The organism is Acinetobacter sp. Li1LvA2, assembly GCF_056156705.1.
Genome location: NZ_JBSICF010000006.1, coordinates 58,689 through 83,486 on the forward strand (window position 1 = coordinate 58,689; position 24,798 = coordinate 83,486).

General features: G+C 37.0%; 21 protein-coding genes and 2 pseudogenes. 10 read left to right on the top strand and 13 right to left on the bottom strand.

What is annotated here, in order from left to right; all coding sequences use genetic code 11:
- Positions 1-9: 9 nt before the first annotated feature.
- Positions 10-1,779 (top strand): NACHT domain-containing protein, encoded by a 1,770-nt coding sequence (locus tag ACS604_RS12840; RefSeq protein ID WP_474771908.1) that lies wholly within the window; start codon positions 10-12, stop codon positions 1,777-1,779.
- Between the two features lie 80 nt (positions 1,780-1,859).
- On the opposite strand, the gene ACS604_RS12845 is transcribed toward ACS604_RS12840, so the two are convergent.
- Positions 1,860-2,876, bottom strand: a complete 1,017-nt coding sequence (locus ACS604_RS12845; protein WP_474771909.1) for a molecular chaperone DnaJ — start codon at positions 2,874-2,876, stop codon at positions 1,860-1,862.
- Between the two features lie 128 nt (positions 2,877-3,004).
- Entirely contained in the window at positions 3,005-3,910 is a 906-nt protein-coding gene (locus ACS604_RS12850; protein WP_474771910.1) for an AEC family transporter, read from the bottom strand.
- Between the two features lie 117 nt (positions 3,911-4,027).
- On the opposite strand from ACS604_RS12850, the gene ACS604_RS12855 reads away from it, so the two are divergent.
- Together ACS604_RS12855 and ACS604_RS12860 are read left to right on the top strand one after the other, a co-directional pair.
- On the top strand, positions 4,028-4,912 hold the full coding sequence (locus ACS604_RS12855) for a LysR family transcriptional regulator (RefSeq protein WP_474771911.1): 885 nt from the start codon (positions 4,028-4,030) through the stop codon (positions 4,910-4,912).
- A 302-nt stretch (positions 4,913-5,214) separates the two neighbouring features.
- Positions 5,215-6,402 carry an ammonium transporter gene (locus ACS604_RS12860; protein ID WP_016137075.1) on the top strand — a complete coding sequence of 396 codons (1,188 nt, stop codon included), beginning with the start codon at positions 5,215-5,217 and terminating at the stop codon, positions 6,400-6,402.
- Between the two features lie 139 nt (positions 6,403-6,541).
- Here the strand turns inward: ACS604_RS12860 and ACS604_RS12865 are convergent.
- A pseudogene (locus ACS604_RS12865) lies at positions 6,542-6,622 on the bottom strand (hypothetical protein); the annotation flags it as partial.
- A gap of 79 nt (positions 6,623-6,701) precedes the next feature.
- Here ACS604_RS12865 and ACS604_RS12870 point away from each other — a divergent pair.
- Positions 6,702-7,410 (top strand): annotated as a pseudogene (locus ACS604_RS12870) (phosphatase PAP2 family protein).
- Between the two features lies 1 nt (position 7,411).
- On the opposite strand, the gene ACS604_RS12875 reads toward ACS604_RS12870, so the two are convergent.
- The 6 genes from ACS604_RS12875 to ACS604_RS12900 form a co-directional block, all read right to left on the bottom strand.
- The gene (locus ACS604_RS12875; RefSeq protein ID WP_151964375.1) at positions 7,412-8,746 is read right to left on the bottom strand and encodes an ATP-binding protein; all 1,335 of its coding nucleotides are present in this window, start codon (positions 8,744-8,746) and stop codon (positions 7,412-7,414) included.
- A 30-nt stretch (positions 8,747-8,776) separates the two neighbouring features.
- Entirely contained in the window at positions 8,777-9,445 is a 669-nt protein-coding gene (locus ACS604_RS12880) for a DNA-binding response regulator PmrA (RefSeq protein WP_004789346.1), read from the bottom strand.
- Between the two features lie 14 nt (positions 9,446-9,459).
- Entirely contained in the window at positions 9,460-11,109 is a 1,650-nt protein-coding gene (locus ACS604_RS12885; protein ID WP_238612599.1) for a phosphoethanolamine transferase, read from the bottom strand.
- 180 nt (positions 11,110-11,289) lie between these two features.
- Positions 11,290-12,615: a DcaP family trimeric outer membrane transporter gene (locus ACS604_RS12890; RefSeq protein WP_474771912.1), complete on the bottom strand. Its 1,326-nt coding sequence runs from the start codon at positions 12,613-12,615 to the stop codon at positions 11,290-11,292.
- Between the two features lie 272 nt (positions 12,616-12,887).
- Complete coding sequence (locus ACS604_RS12895; RefSeq protein WP_034591627.1) at positions 12,888-13,079, bottom strand: hypothetical protein; 192 nt, start codon at positions 13,077-13,079, stop codon at positions 12,888-12,890.
- Between the two features lie 73 nt (positions 13,080-13,152).
- The gene (locus ACS604_RS12900) at positions 13,153-14,412 is read right to left on the bottom strand and encodes an MFS transporter (protein WP_474771913.1); all 1,260 of its coding nucleotides are present in this window, start codon (positions 14,410-14,412) and stop codon (positions 13,153-13,155) included.
- A gap of 129 nt (positions 14,413-14,541) precedes the next feature.
- Between ACS604_RS12900 and ACS604_RS12905 the strand changes: the two genes are divergently transcribed.
- From ACS604_RS12905 to ACS604_RS12920, 4 genes are all read left to right on the top strand, one after another.
- The gene (locus tag ACS604_RS12905) at positions 14,542-15,168 is read left to right on the top strand and encodes a lysophospholipid acyltransferase family protein (RefSeq protein WP_474771914.1); all 627 of its coding nucleotides are present in this window, start codon (positions 14,542-14,544) and stop codon (positions 15,166-15,168) included.
- Between the two features lie 66 nt (positions 15,169-15,234).
- Complete coding sequence (locus ACS604_RS12910; RefSeq protein WP_151964371.1) at positions 15,235-16,152, top strand: patatin-like phospholipase family protein; 918 nt, start codon at positions 15,235-15,237, stop codon at positions 16,150-16,152.
- A 104-nt stretch (positions 16,153-16,256) separates the two neighbouring features.
- Positions 16,257-16,718 carry an NfeD family protein gene (locus ACS604_RS12915; RefSeq protein WP_004789340.1) on the top strand — a complete coding sequence of 154 codons (462 nt, stop codon included), beginning with the start codon at positions 16,257-16,259 and terminating at the stop codon, positions 16,716-16,718.
- 27 nt (positions 16,719-16,745) lie between these two features.
- Positions 16,746-17,600, top strand: a complete 855-nt coding sequence (locus tag ACS604_RS12920; protein WP_004789339.1) for an SPFH domain-containing protein — start codon at positions 16,746-16,748, stop codon at positions 17,598-17,600.
- Positions 17,601-17,674: 74 nt separating this feature from the next.
- Here ACS604_RS12920 and ACS604_RS12925 read toward each other — a convergent pair whose 3' ends face one another.
- The 3 genes from ACS604_RS12925 to prpF form a co-directional block, all read right to left on the bottom strand.
- Positions 17,675-18,043 (bottom strand): MmcQ/YjbR family DNA-binding protein, encoded by a 369-nt coding sequence (locus ACS604_RS12925; protein ID WP_474771915.1) that lies wholly within the window; start codon positions 18,041-18,043, stop codon positions 17,675-17,677.
- 59 nt (positions 18,044-18,102) lie between these two features.
- Positions 18,103-19,014, bottom strand: coding sequence for a polyprenyl synthetase family protein (locus ACS604_RS12930; protein WP_004789337.1), 912 nt, complete (start codon positions 19,012-19,014; stop codon positions 18,103-18,105).
- Positions 19,015-19,177: 163 nt separating this feature from the next.
- Positions 19,178-20,365: a 2-methylaconitate cis-trans isomerase PrpF gene (prpF, locus tag ACS604_RS12935; protein WP_474771916.1), complete on the bottom strand. Its 1,188-nt coding sequence runs from the start codon at positions 20,363-20,365 to the stop codon at positions 19,178-19,180.
- A gap of 378 nt (positions 20,366-20,743) precedes the next feature.
- On the opposite strand from prpF, the gene ACS604_RS12940 reads away from it, so the two are divergent.
- Complete coding sequence (locus ACS604_RS12940; RefSeq protein ID WP_004789335.1) at positions 20,744-22,123, top strand: amino acid permease; 1,380 nt, start codon at positions 20,744-20,746, stop codon at positions 22,121-22,123.
- Between the two features lie 80 nt (positions 22,124-22,203).
- Here the strand turns inward: ACS604_RS12940 and nudC are convergent, their stop codons facing one another.
- A complete protein-coding gene (gene nudC / locus ACS604_RS12945) occupies positions 22,204-22,983 on the bottom strand; it encodes an NAD(+) diphosphatase (RefSeq protein WP_474771917.1) in 780 nt (259 codons plus the stop codon).
- Positions 22,984-23,271: 288 nt separating this feature from the next.
- Here nudC and ACS604_RS12950 point away from each other — a divergent pair, with 288 nt between their 5' ends.
- On the top strand, positions 23,272-24,795 hold the full coding sequence (locus ACS604_RS12950) for a cryptochrome/photolyase family protein (RefSeq protein ID WP_474771918.1): 1,524 nt from the start codon (positions 23,272-23,274) through the stop codon (positions 24,793-24,795).
- Positions 24,796-24,798: the final 3 nt, after the last annotated feature.

A 24,798-nucleotide genomic window follows, 5' to 3' on the forward strand; every position in this document is an offset into this window, starting at 1 on the left:
CAATATATTATGGCTGAACCTGTCTCAATGGCATATGGAGCTCTAATCCTTAGACCACTCATTACAGAAATATGTAAAGACTTATATAGTTTGAGTACAACAAAAGGGAGATCTTTTCTAGCTTCTATCAACATAGAAACAGCATCTGACAAAATATTTTATAAAATTAATAAAATTTTAATGATCCGTACAATTTATGACTGTAAAAAACCACAACATATTTCGGAGTTTTATTACCCAGCAAAAGTAATACTACCTGATGAAACTATAAAAACCTTCAATAATATTAGAGAGGTTAATATTCAAGAAAATATTATTATTGAAGGAACTGTTGGACATGGTAAATCCATGCTAATGAGACATTTGACTCTAAGTGAAATTATATCAAAATATTCTCTGCCTATTTTTATTGAATTAAGAGCTATCCAAAAAACAGAAAGTTTAACAGAAGTTCTATGCACATATCTTAGTGATATTTTAGAAATTAATATTACAAAATCAAACTTTGATGATCTTGCTCAAAGTGGCAAAATTTCTTTATTTTTAGATGGATTTGATGAATTAAATAAAGAAATTATACCAAGCGTAATTACCCAACTGGAACAATGGTCAATTAAGTTTCCAAAAATGAAAATAATTTGTTCTAGTCGCCCATATAATGCACTTCAACATAGCCCTCATTTTTTATCTCTTACGCTAGCTCCTTACGATGAACAAGATAAATCCGGATTTATTCAAAAATTAACTAATGATTTAGATATATCAAAACAGCTAGTACAAAAAATTAATGAAAGTGCTGTTGGTTTAAGAGAACTTCTTAAAACACCGCTTATGATTACTTTATTTGTCATGACATATCAGACAAAGCTTCAAATAGCCTTATCAATATCTGAGTTTTATAGAGATATTTTTGATGTTTTAATGAATAGACATGATTATTTAAAACTACCATTTGAAAGATCAAGATATGTTGAAGCCACCCAATCAGAATTAGAAGATATATTTCAGGAATTTTGTTTTTATACGAAAAATAATGGCAATAAGATCTCTTTCGATAAGCAATATTTTGCAGAAGGACTTAGTGAAGCTTGTAAATTATTGGAATTAAAGTTTGACTATAATGATATTATTTCTGAACTCACGAAAAATATTTGCTTGATTTTAAAAGATGGAAATGAATATAGTTTTATTCACAAAAGTATACAAGAATTCTTTGTTGCCAATTTATTAAAAAGTTTCGCTCCTGAATTTTTAGAAAAATTTTATAAAGATATGTTTAACTATGAAAACTATAGTAAATTTGAAGTAGAGCTTAAATTTTTAAGTGAATTAGATAAATTAAACTATTATAAATTTCTTGTAACCCCGTCAATTATCAATTTTTTTGACGATATTAAATATAAAGAAAAAGGAATACAAAGCTTTTTACAAAGTATCTATATAGTAAATGATAAAGAACCAAATACCAATAAAATTATCATTTTACTTGATTTCAACTATGATAAAAATCATGCGTATGTTCATAATTTAATTATTCAATATTTGTTTCTTCTAATGATCCATAAAACTGATAATGTATCATCTTTAGAAGTTTTATGTAGTGACCAATTTTCTATTTCTGATTTTGAAATTGATGATTCATTAACTATGCAAGTTAGACAAGTAATGCTTTCTGAAAACCTTTTAGAAAAATCTTTCAAAGCTTTGGAAATCAAACTTCAAGAAGCAAATAGTTATATTAAATCAAAAACTCAACGCTCTTATAAAATAGCTAGATAAACACTATTTTAATTTCGTTCTCAAATTAGTATTTAGCCAATAAAATTCCCTTCTCCTTAAAAAGAGAAGGGGATAAAGTTTTAAAGCACCCCATGTCCCAACAATATCTCTACCCCACTCACTTTTTTCATATGCTTTAAGCGTTCCTTCTCCCACTTCAACTGCTGCTTTAGCTCAGCACAATCAGCATCTACAGCTTTATAAACATCACTAATATGTACATGCTCTGCTTTCAAATTCTTCGCTAGCTGAAAAGAATCTAAAATCTCATCAATTTGGCTTTCAAGCTGCTGACTTTGTGCATCTAAAGCCAGTTTATAAAACCGCAACTGCTCAGCAGATAGCTCTTTAGCACCTAGCCCTTTATTCTGTTCAAGCTGTAACTGGAGTTTGAGTAAATAAAACAAATCCTGCTTTTCATAGGCCTGACTTGCCTGTTGGAATAACTCAGTTTTTTCTTCTTTTTTTGTTTCATCTCGCTCACGGTCTGGGTGAATCATCGCGGCAATTTTTAAATAGACTGTTTTGAGTGACTGCGCTGCCATTTGCTCGGCTTGTTCACGTTTTTGTTGCTGTCTTTGCTGTTTGGCTTGTTCTCGCGCTTGTTGTTGCTCGGCCGCATATTGTTCAAAGTCTTCTTCAAGTTCTGCACTTTGCTCAGCACTTTCTTCATACTCAGATTTTATTGGCTGCACTTTTTTATTCTTTTTTACTAACTCTTGTGTATGTTGCTGATAAAAGGTATCGATTTGCTTCACTAACTCCAACTGTTCAGCAGATAGCATTTTGGAGCGCTTCAACATTTGTGCAAGCTGGGCAATTTTTTCATCTAGTTGTTGCATATCCGCTTTGGAAAACTCATGGCTATGCAACATATTCCAAAGTTGATCCAACTGCTGAAATAAAACCTCATGCAAATCGCCATACACAGGCATCAGTTTTTGCCGTATGTGCTGTTGAATCTCAGCTTGTGCATTTTGCCATGTACTCAGGCTAACTTTTTGCTGCTCTATTTTATCAATCAGGCGATTCAGTTTTTTCTGCTGTGCAGACGGTTCAGACCTTTGCCGCAAGCTGACTTTGAGATCAAAGGACATATTCATCCACCTGAAAAAGAAAAAAGTGTAGCAATAATCAGATGAGGAAGGTAGCAAAGGATTCCTTAAGTCAGAATCAGCTTATTAATTTTCAGAAAATAGAATGCGACTTAACTAAAGTTTATATCTTAAGAAATCCACCAAATCACTAATGGTAAAGTCACGGCGGCGCATAAGGTTTGAAAGCTAATTACGGCTGCCATGAGCTGACTATCGCCCCCCAAAACTTTGGTTAAAATGTATGAAGCAGAAGCAGTCGGTAGCGCAAAGAAAATGACTAAAATTTGTGTTTGCAAACTTGGTAAATCAAACCACATGCAGACCATATAAGCCAAAGCAGGTACTGCTAAAAGTCGAGCAAAAGTATCTGCCGCCAATACCACAATGTCTTTTTTAATTTGCATAAACTGTAAAGCTGCGCCAACACATAACAATCCTAGTGGCAAACTTGACACTGAAAAAAGCTTAATAAACTGAGTAAAGCCTTCCCAAATTGGGATATGAAGTGCATTGACTGCTGCCCCGACCACACACGATGCAATTAAAGGGTTTTTAAGAAGAGCAATCAAAACAGGTTTAATTGCCATGTGTTCTTTAGAGGTTAGAGCGAGCACTGAAATAATATTCACAAGTGGAATGCAAAGCGCCAATAAAATTGCCAGAATTGCCATTCCTTCACTTTTAAAAAGTGAAGTCACTAAAGCCAAACCAATATAGGTATTAAAGCGAACCATACTTTGTACATGCACACCAAAACGTGCAGGTGGTATGTGCCAAAACATTCGAAGTATGTATAAAAAGGCAGTCACTGCAAAAACCACAATCAACATCGCAATAATGGCTGTACTCAAACTTTGTAAGTCAATTTTCGCGGTCGATAGCGTACTGAAAAGCAAAGCGGGAAATAAAATATAGTAATTCAGCTTCTCTGCCCCCGCCCAAAACTCATTGCTAAAAAAACGATATTTTTTAAACAGGTATCCTGATGCAATTAATGCAACTAAAGGAAAAAGAGATAAAACAATGCTATTCATTTCTTTACTCGAGTTTTGTTGAGGCTTGCTTTTTTCGGCAATGACCTTGGCTTACTCATATATTAAAGTTAATGAAAACTCATGATAAAATGAGTTTTTACTCATAACAAATACAACATGACATTTACCCAGCTTGAAATTTTTGCACTCATTGCTGAACTAAAAAGCTTTACTGCTACAGCAGAAAAGCTGGGAATTTCACAGTCGGCTGTTTCTCATGCGCTTAAATCATTAGAACAACAATGGGGCATTAACCTAATTTCAAGATCCCAGAGTAATATTGAGCTGACTATGACAGGTCAGCAGCTTCTTACGCATGTAAAAGAGTTATTGAGTATTTCCGATACCTTAGAAAAAGAAGTGGCTGCAATCCACGGTTTAAATGAAGGCACATTACGTATCGGATCTTTTGGGGCTTCATCCTCTATTTATTTATTGCCTGAAATCTTAGAAACCTTTCGGCAACGCTACCCTAAAATCGAAATTTATATTGATGAAGGTGAAGATAAAGAAGTTGCTCAATGGTTATTAGAACGGCGCATAGAAGTTGGTTTTTTGATTATGCCAGATGAGCGTTTTGATACATTCCCCTTAATTGAAGACCGTTTTGTTGCCCTAATTCCAAATAGTTACCCACTCGCAGAGCAGCTCTACATTGATCCAGCACAGCTAGAAAACTGCCCTTTTATTATGACGATGGCTGGTAGTCGACATCAGGTCGAATTAATTTTAAAAAACTTTAATGTGAAACCAGACATCAAATTTTATGTTTCACAAATTCTGAGTATCGTCAGCATGGTTCACAATCAATTAGGGGTGTCTATTGTGTCTGATATGGTGATTACCAAAGAGTTACTTTCACTTTATCCAAATGTAATTAAGCGCCCTTTTAAACCGAACCTTAAACGTTCTATTGGTCTTGCAGTAAAAAACAAAAAACACATCAGTCCAGCCGTAAAGGCATTTATTGAAGTTGCCCAATCGGTTTGGTCAGATTATTAAATGATTAGGGATAATTTTTAAGAATTCGATAACGAACTTTTTCAGGTCAATTTTTAAGCGCATTAGATGACTTTTAACGTAAAAAGCGCTATTACTGCCCCATACTGACCAAATCGGCGCACCATTTATCGCCAAAAACCACTTTTCTAATTCAAATTGGTGCACTTATTGCATATTCACTTTTATGCAATTGAGTTTGTTTCGACAAACTTAGGTTTTTAGATTCCTTAAATCTATTTTGGTGCAATTTACAGACCCAGATTTGTTCCAAAATGGAATTTAGCACTTTTTTCGAGCATGCTATGCAAAATGTAGATCTATTTTTCTTATTACTTGGTGCAGTTTTGGTTCTTGCCATGCACGCAGGTTTTGCATTCTTGGAACTTGGTACGGTTCGCCATAAAAATCAGGTGAACGCACTGAGTAAAATTCTGACTGACTTTGCCCTCTCTGCAATCGCATATTTCTTTGTTGGCTACTACATTTCCTATGGTCAGCATTTCTTCCATGATGGTACAAGCCTCGCAAGTGATCATGGCTACAACTTAATGCGTTGCTTCTTTTTACTGACGTTTGCTGCGGCAATTCCTGCCATTATTTCGGGAGGTATTGCTGAACGCGCCAAAATGCGTTCACAAGCAATTGCGACACTCGCTCTAGTCGCGCTGGTTTATCCATTTTTTGAAGGCATGGTCTGGAATGGTAACTACGGTTTGCAAAAATGGTTAGAAGCAACTTTTGGTGCAGCTTTTCATGACTTTGCAGGTTCAGTCGTAGTGCATGCTATGGGTGGTTGGATTGCACTTGCTGCCGTGATTTTATTGGGTGCACGTTCTGGTCGTTATAAGAAGGATGGTCGTGTAAGTGCTCATCCGCCATCTTCTATTCCATTTTTGGCGCTTGGTTCATGGATTTTAATTGTAGGCTGGTTTGGCTTTAACGTGATGAGTGCGCAACGTGTTGATGCAATTTCTGGTCTAGTTGCCATTAACTCCCTCATGGCAATGGTCGGCGGCACCATTACAGCAAATGCGATTGGGAAAAATGACCCTGGTTTCTTACACAACGGCCCACTTGCAGGCTTAGTTGCAATCTGTGCGGGTTCTGACATTGTTCATCCAGTCAGTGCGCTTGTTATTGGTGGTGCAGCTGGTGCAATGTTTGTGTACCTATTTACCTACACACAAAACAAGCTTAAGGTTGATGATGTGTTGGGTGTATGGCCTTTACATGGCGTATGCGGCGCATTTGGTGGTATTGCAGTGGGTTTATTTGGTCAAAAATGGCTTGGTGGTTTAGGCGGTGTATCTTTTGCTTCACAGCTCATTGGTACAGTACTTGCGATTGCTATTGCGCTCGCTGGCGGCTTTATTGTTTATGGTTTACTTAAAGCAACTATTGGCATTCGTTTATCTCAAGAAGATGAGTTTAGGGGTGCAGATTTATCCATTCACAAAATTTCTGCAAACTCTGAAGAAGGTATGTTTTAATTCTGTGTAGGCATGACAGAGTCTTTTCCTCTGTAATAGCAAATAATATCAGTCAATTACGTTACTTTTGTTTCGGCATGAGTAGCGTCTAAAGCTACGCAAGACCAAAACCATTTCCATTCACAAAACCTGTTCCCTATTGATTACTATCCAAATAATTTGCAAAAACTTTAAACTTCTTATGCTCAACAGGTTGTGAATGGATATATCCATTCATCATTTTGATCACGAAATTAAATTTAGTTTAAGAACAATTTAAGTTTTATTTTATGTAATGCCTTCAACTCACATTCAAATTGATGTTGCATGGCAATGAATCAACAAAAACAATTTTTTCAACTTCAGCTTATTTTTCTTGCCCTTAGTTTTTTTATACTTTTATTCATATTTCCAGTGGGTGGGAACATTGATATGTACTTCATTCACCCTTGGATGGATTCAACGGGTCATTTCTTTAATCGAGACAATTGGTACCTTGTCAGGGTTAACCATGAAATCTTAAAACAAATCATTACCACTGTTTATGTGATCTTTTTATTTCTGTGGATCGCGTCATTCAAAGTAGAAAAATTGAAGCTTTATCGCTGGCAATATGGCTATATGTTTTTTGTGAGCATGATTGGTAGCGGTATAGTTGGCTTATTAAAATCACAATCTGCTCATGCTTGCCCTTGGAATATGGTTCATCCGACTGCTTTAAGTTATGTGTGGGACTTTACCTCTACGCATGGTCATTGCTTTCCAGGTGGTCACGCAAGTGCAGGCTTTATTTTAATGACAGGCTTTTTTGTTTATCGCCTTGAGCAACCTAAACGTGCCTATTTTTATCTCATCGCGGGTATTATCTTAGGCTTTCTAATGGGCTGGGGACAAATGATGCGTGGCGCCCATTTCCTTAGCCACAATTTATGGACTGGTTGGGTGGTTTGGGCAGTGAATATCTTATTTTATAGAATTTGTATTCACCGCTTTGAATTTGAAAAACGAATCAAACAAGAACTTGCTTAAATCAAGTTCTTGCTTCATGAATATGTAGAGCTTTTGGCAGTTTAACTAAAACAGAGAGTCCACCAAGCTCTAAGCTTCGATCTAGCGTCAAAGTTCCACCTAAACGCTGAGTCGCTCGGTCAACAATTGATAAACCTAAGCCACTACCCACTTCAAGGTGGTGGTGTACACGATAAAAACGTTTTAAAACTTTATCGTAATGTTCAGGGTCAATCCCTGCACCGCTATCTTCAATTTGTATACATGCATCGCCATCTGTAGCATTAAAGACTGAAATATTAATCATTCCTTCATGAGGCGTGTATTTGATTGCATTATCAATTAAGTTAAAAATAATTGAGTGTACTGTTGGCTCAATACTATGCATTTCAATTGGTTCATTACGGACAAAACCTAGGTCAATATCTTTTTGCATAGCTAAATTAACCAGCTGTTCAACACAATTTAAAGCGACATCATTAAGCTGAAAAGTTTTGGTCGGTTCAATCACACTTAAAGAGACATCTTGCTTAGCCAAAGCCAAGAGCTGTGTGACCAAATGCTGAATACGTGCTAATCCTTTACTCAAATTTTGCAAAGACTCGTGTTCAGGAAGCTGACTAATTAGAATTTTCGTTTGCAAATTTAGAGCTGTAACTGGGGTTCGAAGTTCATGTGCAGCATCGGCAATAAACTGTTTCTGTTCCATTTGAGCCTTTGATATACGCTCAAATAAACGGTTCATTTCATCAATAGTTGGCAATAACTCTTGAGGGTAGTCTGCAACTTCAATGGGTGTCAGTTCTTCCGAATCACGATGAGTTAGTTCATTTTTAAAGTCATCTATTGGCTTTAGCCCTCGACGGATAATTGCTGCTAGAGCAAAAATCGCAAATGGCAAAATAATTAAATATGGAATGAACATACTTCCAGCAAGTTCCCAAGCAAAAGCTTCACGAACCCGCTCTTGTTGACTGACCTGAATCTGGTAATCTTTTAAAGGTAAAATATAAGTTCGCACTACACCTTGGCTGGTTTTATGTGAATAAAAACCAGCTTGTGTAACTGGTGCAACCAACAGATGTAAATGGTGAGATAAATGAGCCTGATCTTTATAGGCCCAAATATCTACAAATAGATCTTCTTCATGATAAGTCTTATGAAAATCAAACTTACTACTTACCGTTTTCAATGGGTATTCAGCTGTTCGTTCTGCTAAATACTGCATTTGAGTATCTAAAATTTCATCAACTTCTTGAAGTGCAACCTTATAAGCACTAAAAATTAATATACAACCTAAGATGACACTGAAAATTGAGGTGCCCCAAATCAGTCGTTTTTTTAATGAATAATGCACTTTTATAAAGTTCCAAAATTGAAGCGAGGATTACCCTAAACGGTAACCCAACCCTCGAATAGTTCGAATAAAGTCTTTTCCAAGTTTAGCTCTCAAGTGATGCACATATACTTCAATCGTATTACTGGTCACTTCACTATCAAAATCATATAACTTATCTTCAAGATTTGCTTTAGAAAAGATTTTATTTGGGTGGCTCATTAAAGGAATAAGAATTGCCCATTCACGGTTCGACAAATCAATCCGCTGACCTTTAAAGGTTGCAATATGTTGTTCAACATTTAAAACCAGATCGCCATTTTGTAAAAGTTGCTCATGGTTCGTAAGCTGAGCTTCTACTCCTGTACGGCGCAATAGTGCATGAATACGGGCAAGTAACTCATCGAACTCGTATGGTTTAATTAAGTAATCATCTGCCCCGTGGTTTAATCCATCTACACGGTTTTGTAACTGGTCTCGTGCCGAAATAATTAAAACCGGAGTGACAGCTCTTTGACGGATTTGCTTTAAAACCTGCATGCCATCCATCATGGGCAAACCTAAGTCTAATAAAATGATATCAAACTTATTCTTGGCCAATTGAGCCAGACCATCTAAGCCATTATTGACCCACTCCACCTCAAATTGATGATATTGCAGCAACGTTATTGTTGACTCTGCAATCATAAAATCATCTTCAATCATCAAGATTTTTGTCATGTTCTAGGCTCGCTTTAATTCACATGGGCACAAGAGTGCAGCATATCCAGTTGAGGGTTGATGACCTGAGTTTTTACATCTAACAAACTTAATAAGCTTGGGAATAAATTATCCTGACTTAACTTTTGTTTCGTTTGTTGGCCTAAACAACTCACTTGTGCAAGATTGTGCTGCTTCCATTTATCAGAGAACCACATAATCATTGGTACATGTGTTTGTTGACTCGGTGCGATTGCATAAGGTGAACCATGTAAATATAAACCATGTTCACCAGTTGATTCACCATGATCAGATAAATACCATAAACCTGTTTGATATTTCGATACTTCTTTTAAATTATTAATCATCTGACTTAACACATGATCTGTATACACAATCGTGTCATCATAACTATTTAATAACTCTGTTTGAGAGCAGCCCTGTATCGCATTAGTATCACAAGTCGGTTTAAATGGTTGATATGCATCAGGTGCACGCTTGTAATAAGCTGGGCCATGACTTCCGACTTGATGTAAAACAATTAAACGTGGACGTGTATCTTCTTTAGGGATAGTAGCTAAATATTCATTTAAGCTATCAATTAAAATATCATCAAAGCATTCGCCATCTTTACACCATTTTTGCTTTAACTTTTCTGAAATTTGATATTGCTCAACCCGATCACATGCGCCTTTACAACCAGAATTGTTATCAATCCAAGTCACCTGATAACCCGCACGCTTTGCAATATCAAGTAACCCTTCACGATGACTTGCTAATTGCTCATCATAGTCAACACGTGGCATGCCAGAGAACATACATGGAACTGAAACAGCGGTTGCTGTACCACATGAACTTACTTGAGAAAAATTCAAAATATCTTGTTTAGAAAGCTCTGGATTCGTATTTTTGGCATAACCATTGAGTGAAAAACTTTCCGCACGAGCTGTCTCACCAACAACCAGCACCATTAATTTAGGCAGGTTCTTTTGTACTGCCTGAACTTGATGAGCATCTTCACCATATTTCACAAGAGGAAGATTTTTCTTAGGTGCCTTTTTATGATAATAAGACATTAAAGAAGAAATAGTGTTTTGAGGAGAAATCATGCCTTTTAAATCACGATGCTCTCTAAATATTGCTGCAAAATCCACATAATATGTAAAAAGCAGAATACCAACAATTGCAAAAGAAGCGATAATTGAACCGACTTTTTTCAACAATAAATGGGATACTTTTTCTCTTTTAAGCTTTACTTGAGTAATTAAAATAATAGGTAAAACAACAAAGAAAACGGTCCAAAGTCCAAAGCGTAATGAAACTAAATCAGAAACTTCAGATACATCTGTTTGTATCATATTTTGAATCTGATCAGGCGAGATGATTACACCTAAAGTATTTACAAAATAAGAGCTAAAACCACCAATGAAGACCAGCAAAATTGCAAAAAGTTTGGCCGTCCATTTCCAGTTTAAAATTTGTAAAAGCGCATAATACGCAGCAACGACAATAATCACTGTAGCAGCTAAAAATAGAATAGCCTTTACTCCAAAATATGGAGTTAAAAGATGTACTTTGTTATAAAAACCAATATTTAAAACTGCACCTAACCAAATGGCTATAATGAAATTAAACATAAACAGTGAAATCTGTTTATTTTTTAAGGTAGAAAAAAAATTCAGCATCTTGGGGGAACTACAATCTTTTTATGATGCTTTACTGTAGAAATTGAAACTTAAAAATGACTTAAATAAAAAATGATCTAATACATAAATCTTAAAAAATACTTATTTCAAAATTTTTCTAATAAAAAGAAGAGGTTAAATTTAACCTCGTCTTTTTTGATTTTTAACTAAATATTGTTCTTAGAAACTATATTTAGCCATTAAACCAACACGGTTATCTTTGTAAGACTTACCATCAAATGTATCACGCTTACCGTTAACGTATTCAACACCTAAATCAATTGGTTTAACTGGTGTATAAATCACGTTAAGCCATGCTTGTTGAACTTTTTCATTCCCTGCTGCATAGGCTTTAGCATAATCAGTACCATCATCAGCGAATTGAGCACCATATGCTAGTGTAGAACGCAAGTTAGGTAAGATCTTATATGTTCCACCCACTTGTACTGCTACAAATTTATTTTGCTCGATATCACCATCTACTACGGTATAAGCCTTGTTGCTACCATATAAATAATTACTATTACCTACAACATAAGATGCATCAGCAAAGAGTTTTAAAGGATCTGATACTTTAAAGTCAGTACCAACCGCAACACCCCAACCTGTTTGGTTGTCACTACCAGCTTTAGATTTATAGTTTTCAACTAATGCACGAGCTGAAGCAGAACCCTTACCATCTGCATAACCTTGAGTAATTTTAGCAGTTAGTACTGGTAAGCTATATTTAATACTGTCATTTACCCAAGCACCATCTGCATCTTTTTTACCAGTAAGACCAGTGCTATCACCTTTTTCAGCAGCTACAAACAATTGTGTTGTTGGTCCTAGTTTGTAGTTATAGCGTACTTGTGGAACACGAGTTGTACCACCACCAATGTTTGTCGAGAAATCGATCATTTCTGGTGCATGATTAGCCAAGAAGTTTGAAGTCGTTTGACCAAATAACCAGTTATTATATGTTACATAAGCATGGCGAACACGCAATGAACCGTTTGAGTCTGTTGTTGAACCAGCAAAGTCGACTTCGAGTTTACCACCGACTTTGGCATCATTTACTGGAGCAGTAAAATCTAAACCAAGACGTGTTGTTTTAGCAGTTGCACGAATTTTATCAGTTGCTTCGCCTTTTGATTCAGCTACTTTACCAAAGTCGTTATCCGCACCTTCAATAATATAGTTAGCATCGCCACGAACAAAACCATATAGGTTCACATCAGCGCCAGCTTTAGATTTAAATCCTGCTAAAGGTGAAACTGGTGCAGCAATTGGTTGCGCCTTAACTTCAGCGAGTTGAACTTGTTGTTGTTGCTGTACTTGCTGCTGTTGTTGCTGCACTTGGCTTTGTTGTTGAATTAAAGCTTTTAAAGCCTCAACTTCTTTACGAAGCTGTTGAATTTCCGCTTTGTCGGAAGTCGCAGCATGTGCCCCACTCATCATTAAAGCTGTAACTGTAAGCGCTAAACTTTTAACAACGAAAGATTTACGATTAAGGAATAGATCCATCAAAAACTCCAAAAATATATTTTATGTTGCCTATCCATGCCAAGTTGATTTACGCCATTAAATTAAGGGGCTAAAAAATCAACTCTCCTCCACTTTGGTTACATTAATTTTATTACCGCAACCAAAACCAATTTCAACGTTATGCAAGACCAAAACCAATAACCAAAGACATAAAAAACATACTTTGACTTACAGATTTTTACCCTAACTTCATGTTGTAACGAATCCTACACAACTCTCTTATCTTATAGAATGATTAAATCGTTATTTCATTATTCTTTTTTAGACTTTAGGCTAATATCCAATCTACTTGAACATTTTTCTACCCATTTTAATTGATTCACATGATTTTTCTTGTTAACGAAATCCATTTTTACTCCAGTTAGCTTCCATTTGCTACCCAAACAAGATGGCACAATTAATAGAGCATTTAAATAGCTAAAAACATACATTTTTAGAAACATAGACAAAGGTAGTAGATAATGACTAGATCATTCCTTAATCGATATTAAATTTCTTTATTTCATTTAGTTAACATTATTTTTCTTGTAGTTTTGCATGTTTCCAGAGAGAAATAGGGAGCAAAGTAACAGTGCCAATAATGACAATAGCTATCAAATAATAGAAATAACCGAAGGCATCTCCAAACACACCACTTAAGCTATAAAGCCCCCCACTCACAGTCGCCATGACTGAAACCTGAAAGGTGAAATCTGTACCTGCATATTCTTTTCGACTGTAGTGCATGACTAAGGTCAACATAACCACCAACAACATTGCCGAGAATGCATCCTCTAAAGCATTGATTGTATAGATAGCCCAGACATTGAGTTGAATTTTCTGCTCGTAAGCATAAGCTAAATAGGCATAAGCCGCTAAACTCATGATTTTAAATATTGAAAAAATAATTAAAGTGGTAGATCTCGAAAAGTATTTAAGCACTCCACCAGCTATTGCTGCCCCTGCCAGTGCTGCTACTGCACCGAGCATGGTGATATAAACACCAATTTGAGTAAAGCTTAGCCCCATATCGACCATTAAAGGTTTAAGTAATGGTCCAGCTAAACCATCTGCTACTTTAAAAGTAATAAGTACAACTAACCAAGAACGAAGCTCTTTATTTTGAGAGAAATAGCTCAAGTAGGCTTTAATTTTTATGACTAAATTTTGCTGGCTAGGTTTAAGTTGATGAACTGAATAAGCTGCATGTTTAGGTTCTTTAAATAATAAAACGGGTAAAGTATTTAAAAACACCAAGACCGCTAATAGTAAAAAAGTGGGTTGCCATGTTAACCAGTCTAAACACCAGAGTACGGCACCTCCCCCGACAATAAAACCGAGTCGGGAACCAATCACCTGAAATGTATTTCCCCAATGTTGTTGGTCATGCTGTAACAAATTGACGGCCAAAGCATCGGTCGCAATATCTTGTGTTGCTCCTGTTAAATTCATTAAAAGAAGCGAAATAAAAAAGGCGAATAAATAAAAAGGCTGATCTAAAGCCTGAATGGGGGAAAAAGACAAAATACACAGCACACCTACCGTCAAAAACTGCGTAGGTAAAATCCAACTACGATAGTGCCCTAAACGGGAAAGTGCATGTCGGTCAACCCACGGCGCCCAAAAGATCTTAATTGACCAAGGCAACATTAATAGACCAAAACCACCAATATGAGCGAGTGACACACCTTGCGCCCTTAAAATAACAGGTAAAGCATGCGTCATAAAACCGACAGGTAGCCCTTGTGCCCAATATAAGGAAAATAGCAAAAGATAAAGATTTTGCTGCCGAAACATATATACCTACTTTTTTATTTCTTTAATGAGGAATAACATCAAATGTCATGTTGTTCTTACATTTTGCCAATGAAGCATATATTTCAAAAGACTAAGATAAAACAAGGACAAGTTAAAATTTAAAAAAATATGGACCAATATTTCCCTAATTTACCTGATTTGGTACCCCAACGTGGTACTGCTTTAAGCCGAGCACTATTTAAAAAACTTTTTTTAGCGCAAGGTTGGACAATTGAAGGCGAAGTTCCTAATTTTCCAAAAGCAGTCGCGATTATTTCACCCCATACTTCCAATATTGATGGATGGTATGGCTTTCTTGCAATTTTCGGATTAGGTATCCAAATTACAGTATTAGGTAAAGATGCCCTTTTTAAACCACCATTTAAACGAGCTTTAGATTGGGCCGGAGTCATTCCGGTTAAACGTGATACAGCAAATGGACTGACTGAACAAGTTGTTTCTACTATTCAAAAATATGACAAAATCTGGATTGGAATGGCACCCGAAGGCACACGTAAAAAAGCAAAAAAAATGAAAAGTGGTTTTTATCATATTGCTGCAAAGGCTAATATTCCTATTGTCATGTTTTCTTTTGATTATGATCATAAAACGATTTATTGCTTAGGCCATTTGGACCCAAGTGGAAATTATGATGAAGATCTACAAAAGATTTTTGATCGCTATGAAGGGAAAATCTCCCCAAAAAACCGTAATTGGCTTGCGGAACCTTTACAAAATCTAGTGAAAAAAACCTAGCAAAAATTGATCGAATCTGGTCTTATGACCCCTCTTAATTTATCTCGACATAGATTATTTTTAAAGATGAAAATTGCTCAATTTGCCAGTATTGGATTTATCTCTCTAGCACTCTTTGGCTGTGATAAATTTAGCAAAACACCAACGCCGACTACCTCAATTAAAGCCCGTGAACCTGTAATTGCGCTTGCTTTAGGTGGCGGTGGAGCAAAAGGATTTTCACATATTGGTGTGATCAAGGTTTTAGAGTCTCATGGAATTAAGCCTAAAATTGTAACAGGTACCAGCGCTGGTAGCTTTGTTGGAAGTATTTACGCGAGTGGACAAACACCTTATCAATTGCAAAGTCTGGCTCTGAAATTACAAGAGTCTGATATCCGTGATTTAACGCTTAACCGTCAAGGCATTATTCTCGGGCAAAAGTTACAAGACTACGTTAACCGTAATGTTGGCAATAAACCGATTGAGAAATTCCCAATCCGTTTTGCGGCTGTGGCAACTCGTCTTGATAATGGTCAAAAGGCAGACTTTATTAAAGGTAATGCAGGCCAAGCAGTACGCGCCTCTTGCAGTATTCCAAATGTGTTTGTACCAGCAACTATTGGTAATCAAAAATATGTAGATGGCGGATTGGTGAGTCCAATTCCTGTTAAAACAGCTCGTGATATGGGAGCTGATATTGTGATTGCGGTTGATATTTCTGCGCGTCCGGCAGGTAATCGCCCAGCCAATATGTGGGGATTACTAGATCAAACCATTAATATTATGGGTCAACAAAGTATTAATGAAGAACTCAAGCAAGCCAATGTTGTGATTCAGCCTAAAGTGGGTCATTTAGGTACACTTGACCTCAAATCAAGTAATCAGGCAATTTTGGAAGGTGAAAAAGCTGCTCAAGCTCAAATTCGCCAAATTGAGAGTGCGATTGCAACCTTCAAAAAATCTCCAGCAGCATTTAAGCCAGCACCACGCTCTAAATTCTAATTGGGGTGGTTTTTTTCTATCCACATTTCCCATCATCTGCTACAGTGGTAAAAGTGATATTGAGTCACTTTTACTCACATAAATATATATAAAAGAGCAGATCTATGGAGTTCGTTGTACAACCTTGGCATTGGTTTGTATTGGGTATCTTACTTATTCTTTCTGAACTGATCCTCCCTGCCTTTGCTGCACTCTGGTTTGGTATTGCCGCCATTATGGTGTGCATTCTCTATTGGTTATTTCCAGATATTAGCCTCACAACACAAATTGTATTGTGGATAATACTATCAGTGCTATGCACCATTCTTTGGTTCAAATTTATTAAACCCTTATCGATTGATAAAACTAAAGCGGGATTACCCCGTGAAGCAACGATTGGTCAAATTGGAATGGTGATTCAAACTGGTCTAGACCATGATCAAATTATTGTTCGCTTTCCAATGCCTATTTTAGGGGCCGATGAGTGGAATTGTCGGAGCACCACTCCTGTTAAAGTGGGCGATCGAGTTAGAGTTATTGATATTTCGGGTAATGACTTAATTGTTCAAACCCACGGTACTTCATAAACATTAAAGATAAAGAGAGGGTATTTTATGCCAGTCGGTACTATTATTGTTTTAGCCTTTTTGGCTTTTGTTGCTGTTACCATTTTTAAAGGGGTCCGTATTGTTCCTCAGGGCTATAAATGGATTGTTCAGCGTTTAGGTAAGTACCATTCTACGCTAAATCCAGGGCTTAATTTTGTTATTCCCTATGTAGATGAAGTGGCTTATAAAATTACCACGAAAGATATTGTGCTCGATATTCCATCACAGGAAGTCATTACACGTGATAACGCTGTATTGCTTATGAATGCTGTAGCCTATATTAATTTAACTACACCGGAAAAAGCAGTATATGGTATTGAAAACTATACATGGGCTATTCAAAACCTTGTACAAACCTCATTACGCTCTATTGTTGGTGAAATGGATCTAGATGATGCATTGTCTTCACGCGATCATATTAAAGCTAAATTAAAAGCCGCTATTTCTGATGATATTTCGGATTGGGGCATCACCTTAAAAACAGTTGAAATTCAGGACATCCAACCTTCTCATACCATGCAAGCTGCTATGGAAGAACAGGCTGCTGCAGAACGTCAACGTCGTGCGGCTGTCACTAAAGCAGATGGTGAAAAACAGGCTGCTATTTTAAGTGCAGAAGGTCGTTTAGAAGCATCACGTCGTGACGCAGAAGCTCAAGTTGTTTTAGCTGAAGCATCTCAAAAAGCGATTTCAATGGTGACCAGCGCAGTCGGTGATAAAGAGATTCCAGTTGCTTACCTTTTGGGTGAACAATATGTTAAAGCAATGCAAGATATGGCGAAATCAAGTAATGCCAAAACTGTGGTTTTACCTGCTGATGTCTTGAATACAATTCGCGGTATTATGGGAAAGCATAATTAATTTCATTACTTCAAATAGGTAATTGAAATCAAAACGGTGACTATTATAATGTCGCCGTTTTTTTATGTTTTATATTATTTGTTTTTTAGTCTTTTCTGATCTTTCAATGGTAGCTTCTTTACGACCAAATCATAAGAATCATGAATTAAGTCTTGAAGTAAATCGCTTGTTAAATTCCTATGCGGCGTAATCGAAATCCAGTGTTTTTTATTCATGTGATAACCCGGAATAATAAATGAATAAAGCTCCTGATATTCCTGACTTTTATAAGGGTCACATTTGACATTAATCATTTTGACGCCTGCCACTTCCGTTGTCAGGATGAATATTTTTTCTAAGATTTTAAAAACTTCATACTCTGGCCCAAATGGGTGGGTCTGTTGGCTGAATGGAAGATTTCTCGCAATTTCAATTGCTTTTTGATGGAGTTGGTCACCATTCATTCTTATCTCCTTTATTCATTGAATATGAATATAAGCAGGATTATTAATTTAATTTTTTATTAGTTGGTACGTGCTAAAAGGAATTGTGAGATATCAACCAATTCTTTTGCATTGTCACCAAAATGAGCTAAGGCTTCAAAAGCTTGATCATGCAATTCTTTAGCATAAATCTGTGCTTGCTCAAGCCCCATTAAAGCTGGGTATGTTGATTTTTGAACTTGCTCATCTTTACCAGCAGTTTTACCCAAAGCTTCAGTACTCGAAGTAATATCGAGAATATCGTCTAATACTTGAAAAGCCAGTCCAATGGTCTGCCCATATTGGCGCAATTTTGGAATTGCTTGATCTGTTCCAGAGAAAATAGTGACTGCACCCATCATAATTGCAGCCTGAATAAGCGCACCAGTTTTATTACGATGGATATTTTCAAGTTCGTCTTGAGTAATTTGCTTGCCTTCAGATTGTAAATCTAAAACCTGTCCAGAGACCATTTTAGAAGTAGCTGTAGCTAAAATCTGAATTTGTTTTAATACAATTGCAGCATCGGTGCCCTGCCCTTGCTCATCGAACAAACGACTACCTAAAACCTCAAAAGCCATTGATTGTAAAATATCGCCTGCGAGTAAAGCAGTATCTTCACCAAATGCAACATGACACGTCGGCTGACCACGACGCAATAAATCATTGTCCATACAAGGTAAGTCATCGTGCGCTAGCGAATAACAATGAATTAACTCTACAGCAACCGCCGCACGGCGAGCCGCCGCAAAATTTGGATTTGGCTGTAAAGAAGCAGTGGCATAACACAAAGCTGGACGCACACGTTTTCCACCAAGCATGACTGCATGGTGTACTGCACTTTTTAAAGGCTCTGGAATTGAGAACGCGGCCAGTGTCGTCAATAAGTCTTGTTGAATACGTTGTTGAGCTTGTTTTAAAACATCCGCATTAACTTGAGAGAGTGATGACACAGTCGCCTCGATAAAATCAGTAGAGAAATTTTATTGAATGTAATGAAGCATTCATGCGCTACATCATACACGATTCACTGTGAAAAGTGGGTGATGAGTTTTTGAAGGCAAACGTAAAAAAAGCCTCTACATGATTGAGAGGCTTTTTCTTATTTAACGACTTTTAGAAGCTGTCACCTGGGACGCGTACCCAACCTTCCATTAACACACGTGCGCTACGGCTCATAATGGCTTTTTTAACGACCCATTGATCGTTAATAAGTTCCGCTTGAGCACCAACACGTAATGTTCCAGATGGATGACCAAAACGTACCGCTTCACGCTCACCACCGCCCGCAGCTAAATTTACTAAAGTACCCGGAATAGCGGCTGCCGTGCCAATCGCCACGGCCGCTGTTCCCATCATCGCATGGTGTAGTTTACCCATCGACAAAGCACGAACCAATAAATCAACATCACTCTCTGAAACACTCTTACCGCTCGATGCCGTGTAGTTTTTCGGTTTAGAAACAAAAGCAATTTTTGGTGTGTGCTGACGTGCAACCGCTTCTGAAATATCTTTAATTAAACCCATCTGTACCGCACCATACGCACGAATTTTTTCAAAGCGTGCCAGTGCAGCTGCATCACTATTAATATGATCTTGTAATTCAGTACCTTGATAACCCAAATCTTCTGCATTTAAGAAAATGGTTGGAATTCCGGCATTAATAAAAGTCGCTTGGAAACGACCAAGATCAGGAACATCTAATTCATCAACAATATTCCCTGTCGGGAACATATCGCCGCCTTCTTCGCCATCATCGGCTGGATCTAAAAACTCAATTTGAACTTCAGCAGCAGGAAATGTCACGCCATCGAGTTCGAAATCACCAGTTTCTTGAACTTGACCATTGGTGATAGGTACATGTGCAATAATGGTTTTTTGAATATTTTTTTGCCAGATTCGAACCGTGCATAAGCCATTTTCTGGAATACGATCTGCATCTACCAAGCCATTTGAAATCGCAAAAGAACCAACCGCAGCAGTCAAATTTCCGCAGTTACCACTCCAGTCTACAAAAGCCTGATCAATTGAAACCTGACCAAACAAATAATCAACATCATGATCTGGCTGAGTACTTTTAGCGAGAATAACTGTTTTGCTGGTACTCGAAGTGGCTCCGCCCATCCCATCAATTTGTTTTCCATAAGGGTCTGGGCTACCAATAACACGTAGTAAGAGCTGATCTCTTGCTTGTCCTGCAACTTGGGCTTTTTCTGGCAAATCATCAAGCTTAAAAAAGACACCTTTACTAGTTCCACCACGCATATAAGTTGCTGGAATTTTAATTTGCGGTACTGAGCTCATATCAACTGTTATCCTTACTATTATGTTCTTCTATATCAAAACAAGCATTCTTGTTTACCCTTCTCTGCATCTTAAATTGTTTTAAGGCCAAGAGATAGTAATCTGCTTTATACATCAATCGTATTGACGCGAGCATATTTTGAGAATTTAGCAATATGCTTGCAATGACTTAATCTAAGCAAAATCTATGAAAAAAAGTCTATATGAAATTATATTTTTTAGAGCACTTTTCACTCTATATTGAAATATTAAAAGTAAACCAATGATTTTAAATATATTTTAATATTACTTTTCAGTCACAGCTTATTAATTTGTAGTCTAGGCTAAAATAACTCCATCTATTAGAATAATTTACTTATTCATTGTGAGTGAAGACCTTTGACCAACGAATCTTCTACACTGCAACGAGGACTAAAAAATCGACATATCCAATTAATTGCTATGGGTGGAGCAATTGGTACCGGATTATTTTTAGGCTCGGCGCAAGTGATTCAATCTGCGGGACCATCCATTATTTTAGGATATGCCATTGGCGGCTTAATCGCGTTTTTGATTATGCGTCACTTGGGAGAAATGATTGTTGAAGAACCTGTTGCAGGATCGTTCAGCCATTTTGCGTATAAATATTGGGGGAAATTTCCCGGATTTTTAACCGGATGGAACTATTGGATACTCTACGTTCTGGTGGCGATGAGTGAGCTCACCGCGGTAGCCAAATATATTAATTATTGGTGGCCTCATATTCCAGCGTGGACTTCTGTCTTATTTTTCTTTGTCGTAATTACGGCAATTAACTTAACCAACGTCAAATTTTATGGAGAGTCCGAATTCTGGCTCGCTATTATTAAAGTTGCTGCGGTTATCTCTATGATTGTGTTTGGGCTTTATTTGCTATTTACAGCAGATGTAGGTTCAAGCATTTCATTTAGTAACCTTTGGTCTCATGGTGGATTTTTTCCAAATGGCTTTAGTGGCCTGTTCTATATGTTGGCTTTCTTGATGTTCGCCTTTGGTGGTATTGAGCTGATTGGTATGGCCGCAGCAGAAGCGAAAGATCCGAAAAAAACCATTCCAAAAGCAATTAACCAAGTCGTTTTCCGTATCTTGATTTTCTATATCGGTTCATTGGCAATCTTACTTTCATTAGTGCCATGGAACCAATTAGATCTTGGCGGTCTCGACAAAAGTCCATTTGTTATGATTTTTAGCCAAATGGGAATTGGTTGGGCTGCACACTTACTGAACTTTATTATCTTAACTGCTGCCCTCTCTGTTTATAACAGTGGGATGTTTGCAAATAGCCGTATGCTCTACAGTCTCGCTCAACAAGGGAATGCACCAAAAGTTTTTGCAAAAACCAATAAACAGGGGGTTCCTATTCCCGCTGTTCTGCTTTCTGCTTTATTAATCTTTGGTTGTGTTCTTTTAAACTACTTTGTACCTGAAGATGCCCTTGGACATCTTATGTATGTTGTGGTTGGTGCACTTGTTCTAAACTGGGCAATGATATCAATTACACATTTGAAGTATAGACGCTTTGTTAAGCACGCGAATATTAAGACATCTTTTCCAGCGTTATGGTCGCCATTTAGTAATTATTTAGTTTTAGCGTTTATTGCTGTGGTTCTCTATATTATGTGGACTCAAGGCTTCAAAGAGTCAGTAATGATGATCCCTATTTGGATTACGGCAATGCTCGTACTTTTTGACTATTTAAATCCTAAAAAGTTAGATTCCATTGAGAATCCTGAAGAATAAATAAATAAAAAAAGCCATTGTCTAGACAGTGGCTTTTTTTATTTAAGACTATAAGGTTAAAATCATACCTGGATGTCTGTTTAGAGCCACTGTTTCGTATCATCAGCTACAGGCTTGCCATGAATAATGTGCATTATCATTGCATGAGCAATACTGCCCTTAAATGGAATTTCAGGTAATTGATCAAATTTGAAAAACTGAGCATCGCTAAGTTCTTTCTCCTGAATTTCAATTTCGCCCGCTTCATATTCGGCTTTAAAGGCCAACATTAAGTTACTCGGAAATGGCCATGGTTGGCTCGCTAAATATTGAATATTCTTAATTTTCAATCCGACTTCTTCTAATGTTTCACGTCGAACAGCATCTTCTAGTGTTTCCCCTACCTCTACAAAGCCTGCGATTAAACTATACATCTGGGTTGTATTTCTGGCATTTTTAGCCAGCAAAATCTCGTTCTCTCCACGCGTAATGATAGTAATCACACAAGGGTTAACTCTAGGATATTGACTAAAATTACATGCTGGACAAGTCATAGAATATTCAGTCTTATGCTGCTGGGTTTTATGTCCGCAACGGCTACAAAACTGATGATTACGACGCCACTCTAGTAACTGAAAAGCACGACTTGCCTGTTCAAACTGCGGTTTAGTCCAATACTGCAAGAGTTGGCGAATAGGTATGAACTGATATCCATTTGGTATAGGTTCACCTTCTTGGAAATCTCTTGCTATTACTTGAGGATCTGATTGTATATGTAAATCATGTTCCTGCTGTTTAAGGTAAGGTAGATTAAAATCTGCATCAACCAAAAGTTGTTGTTGCTGAAAAATATAAGCAATAGGAAGGTTGTTGGTATCCATTTATATACTCGAGTGAAGAACCTTTCGACGGCCTCTATAGCTTCTTCAAAAGGATCAGACTTAAAACATATTTTTCAAAAATCTTACGCATATTAGCAAACACCTTCAATTTATTTAATTTGTATCTTTTTGATTAAAATCACATTTTATTCACACTCGTTATGCTTTTAAGTTATATCTATGATTTTATAGTTAAGTGACTATTGATGAACTTAGAAGCACTGCTTCACATAAAATTGATCTCTGAAAATTTAGACTAGTTTTAGTTCCATCTCATGAAGCAAAAATATGCGATTTGGTTTAATTCTAGGTGATCAATTAAATCACCAACTCGCAACGCTCAAATATTTAAACCAAAATGAAGACATTATTTTGATGGCTGAAGTACTTGAGGAAACATCTTATGTTGCTCATCATCCACAAAAAATAGTGCTGATTTTTAGTGCAATGCGACACTTTGCAAAAGAATTAAAAGCACAGGGCTGGAAAATCCTTTATCACACATTTAAGCGCGAAAGTCATATAAAAAAGTTAGTCGACTTTATTGCTTTGCAGCAGCAACACTTCTTCGCGAATGCTCTCGTCGTTACCCAATGTGGTGAGTATCGCTTACAGCATGAAATCGATACTTCATGGTCTAACTCACTAAAACTACCTGTTATTTGTTTAGAAGATGATCGCTTCTTTTGTGCCGTAGAACAATTCAAGCAATGGGCAAACAAATATAAAACGCTAAGGATGGAATACTTTTACCGAGAAATGCGCAAGCAAACTCACTATTTAATGCATGACCAACAACCCGTAGGCGGGCAATGGAACTTTGATCAAGCCAATCGAAAAGCGTGGTCAGGCAATCCACCTTTGCCAGCAAAATTAACCTTTAAGCATGATCAAATTGATATAGATGTTATTCAACTGGTCAAGAAAGAATTTTCTCAACATATCGGCAATCTCAATTCCTTTCTATGGGCAACAACCCGTCAAAATGCCTTACTTGCTTTAGACCATTTTATTTCTAACAACCTACCCCACTTTGGCGATTATCAAGATGCTATGGTTTATGGATCAGATTTTATGTTTCATAGTCTGCTCTCGCCTTATTTAAATTGTGGATTGTTATTGCCACAAGAGGTGTGCAACGCTGCTCAAACAGCCTATTACAACGGACAGGCCCCCTTAAATGCAGTAGAAGGATTTATTCGTCAGATATTAGGATGGCGGGAATATGTGCGTGGAATCTATTGGTTGTGTATGCCTGACTATAGCGATCAAAATACCCTTCATGCCACCACGCCGCTGCCACAATATTACTGGACGGGTGATACAAAAATGGCATGTATGGCCGAGTGTTTCAGAAATACCTTTGAACATGGCTATGCTCACCATATTCAGCGTTTAATGATTACAGGCAACTTTGCGCTTTTAGCAGGAGTAAACCCATCAGAAATTTGCGAATGGTATTTAGCTGTCTATGTAGATGCTTATGAATGGGTCGAATTACCAAATACATTAGGCATGGCCATGTATGCTGATGGCGGCATCATGGCAAGTAAACCCTATGCTGCATCAGGTAATTACATACATAAAATGTCAAATTATTGTCAGCACTGTACATATAACGTCAAAACCAAAACTGAATCAGACAGTTGTCCATTTAACAGCTTGTATTGGTATTTTATGAGCCAGCATGAGGCCATATTTCGTCAGAATCCGAGAATGGCTATGGTCTACAAAAACCTTGATCGTATGAAAGATAAAGCTTCTGTCATGAAGCATGCAAAGTTACTTATTCATCAACTTGATGAGCTTTAAGAT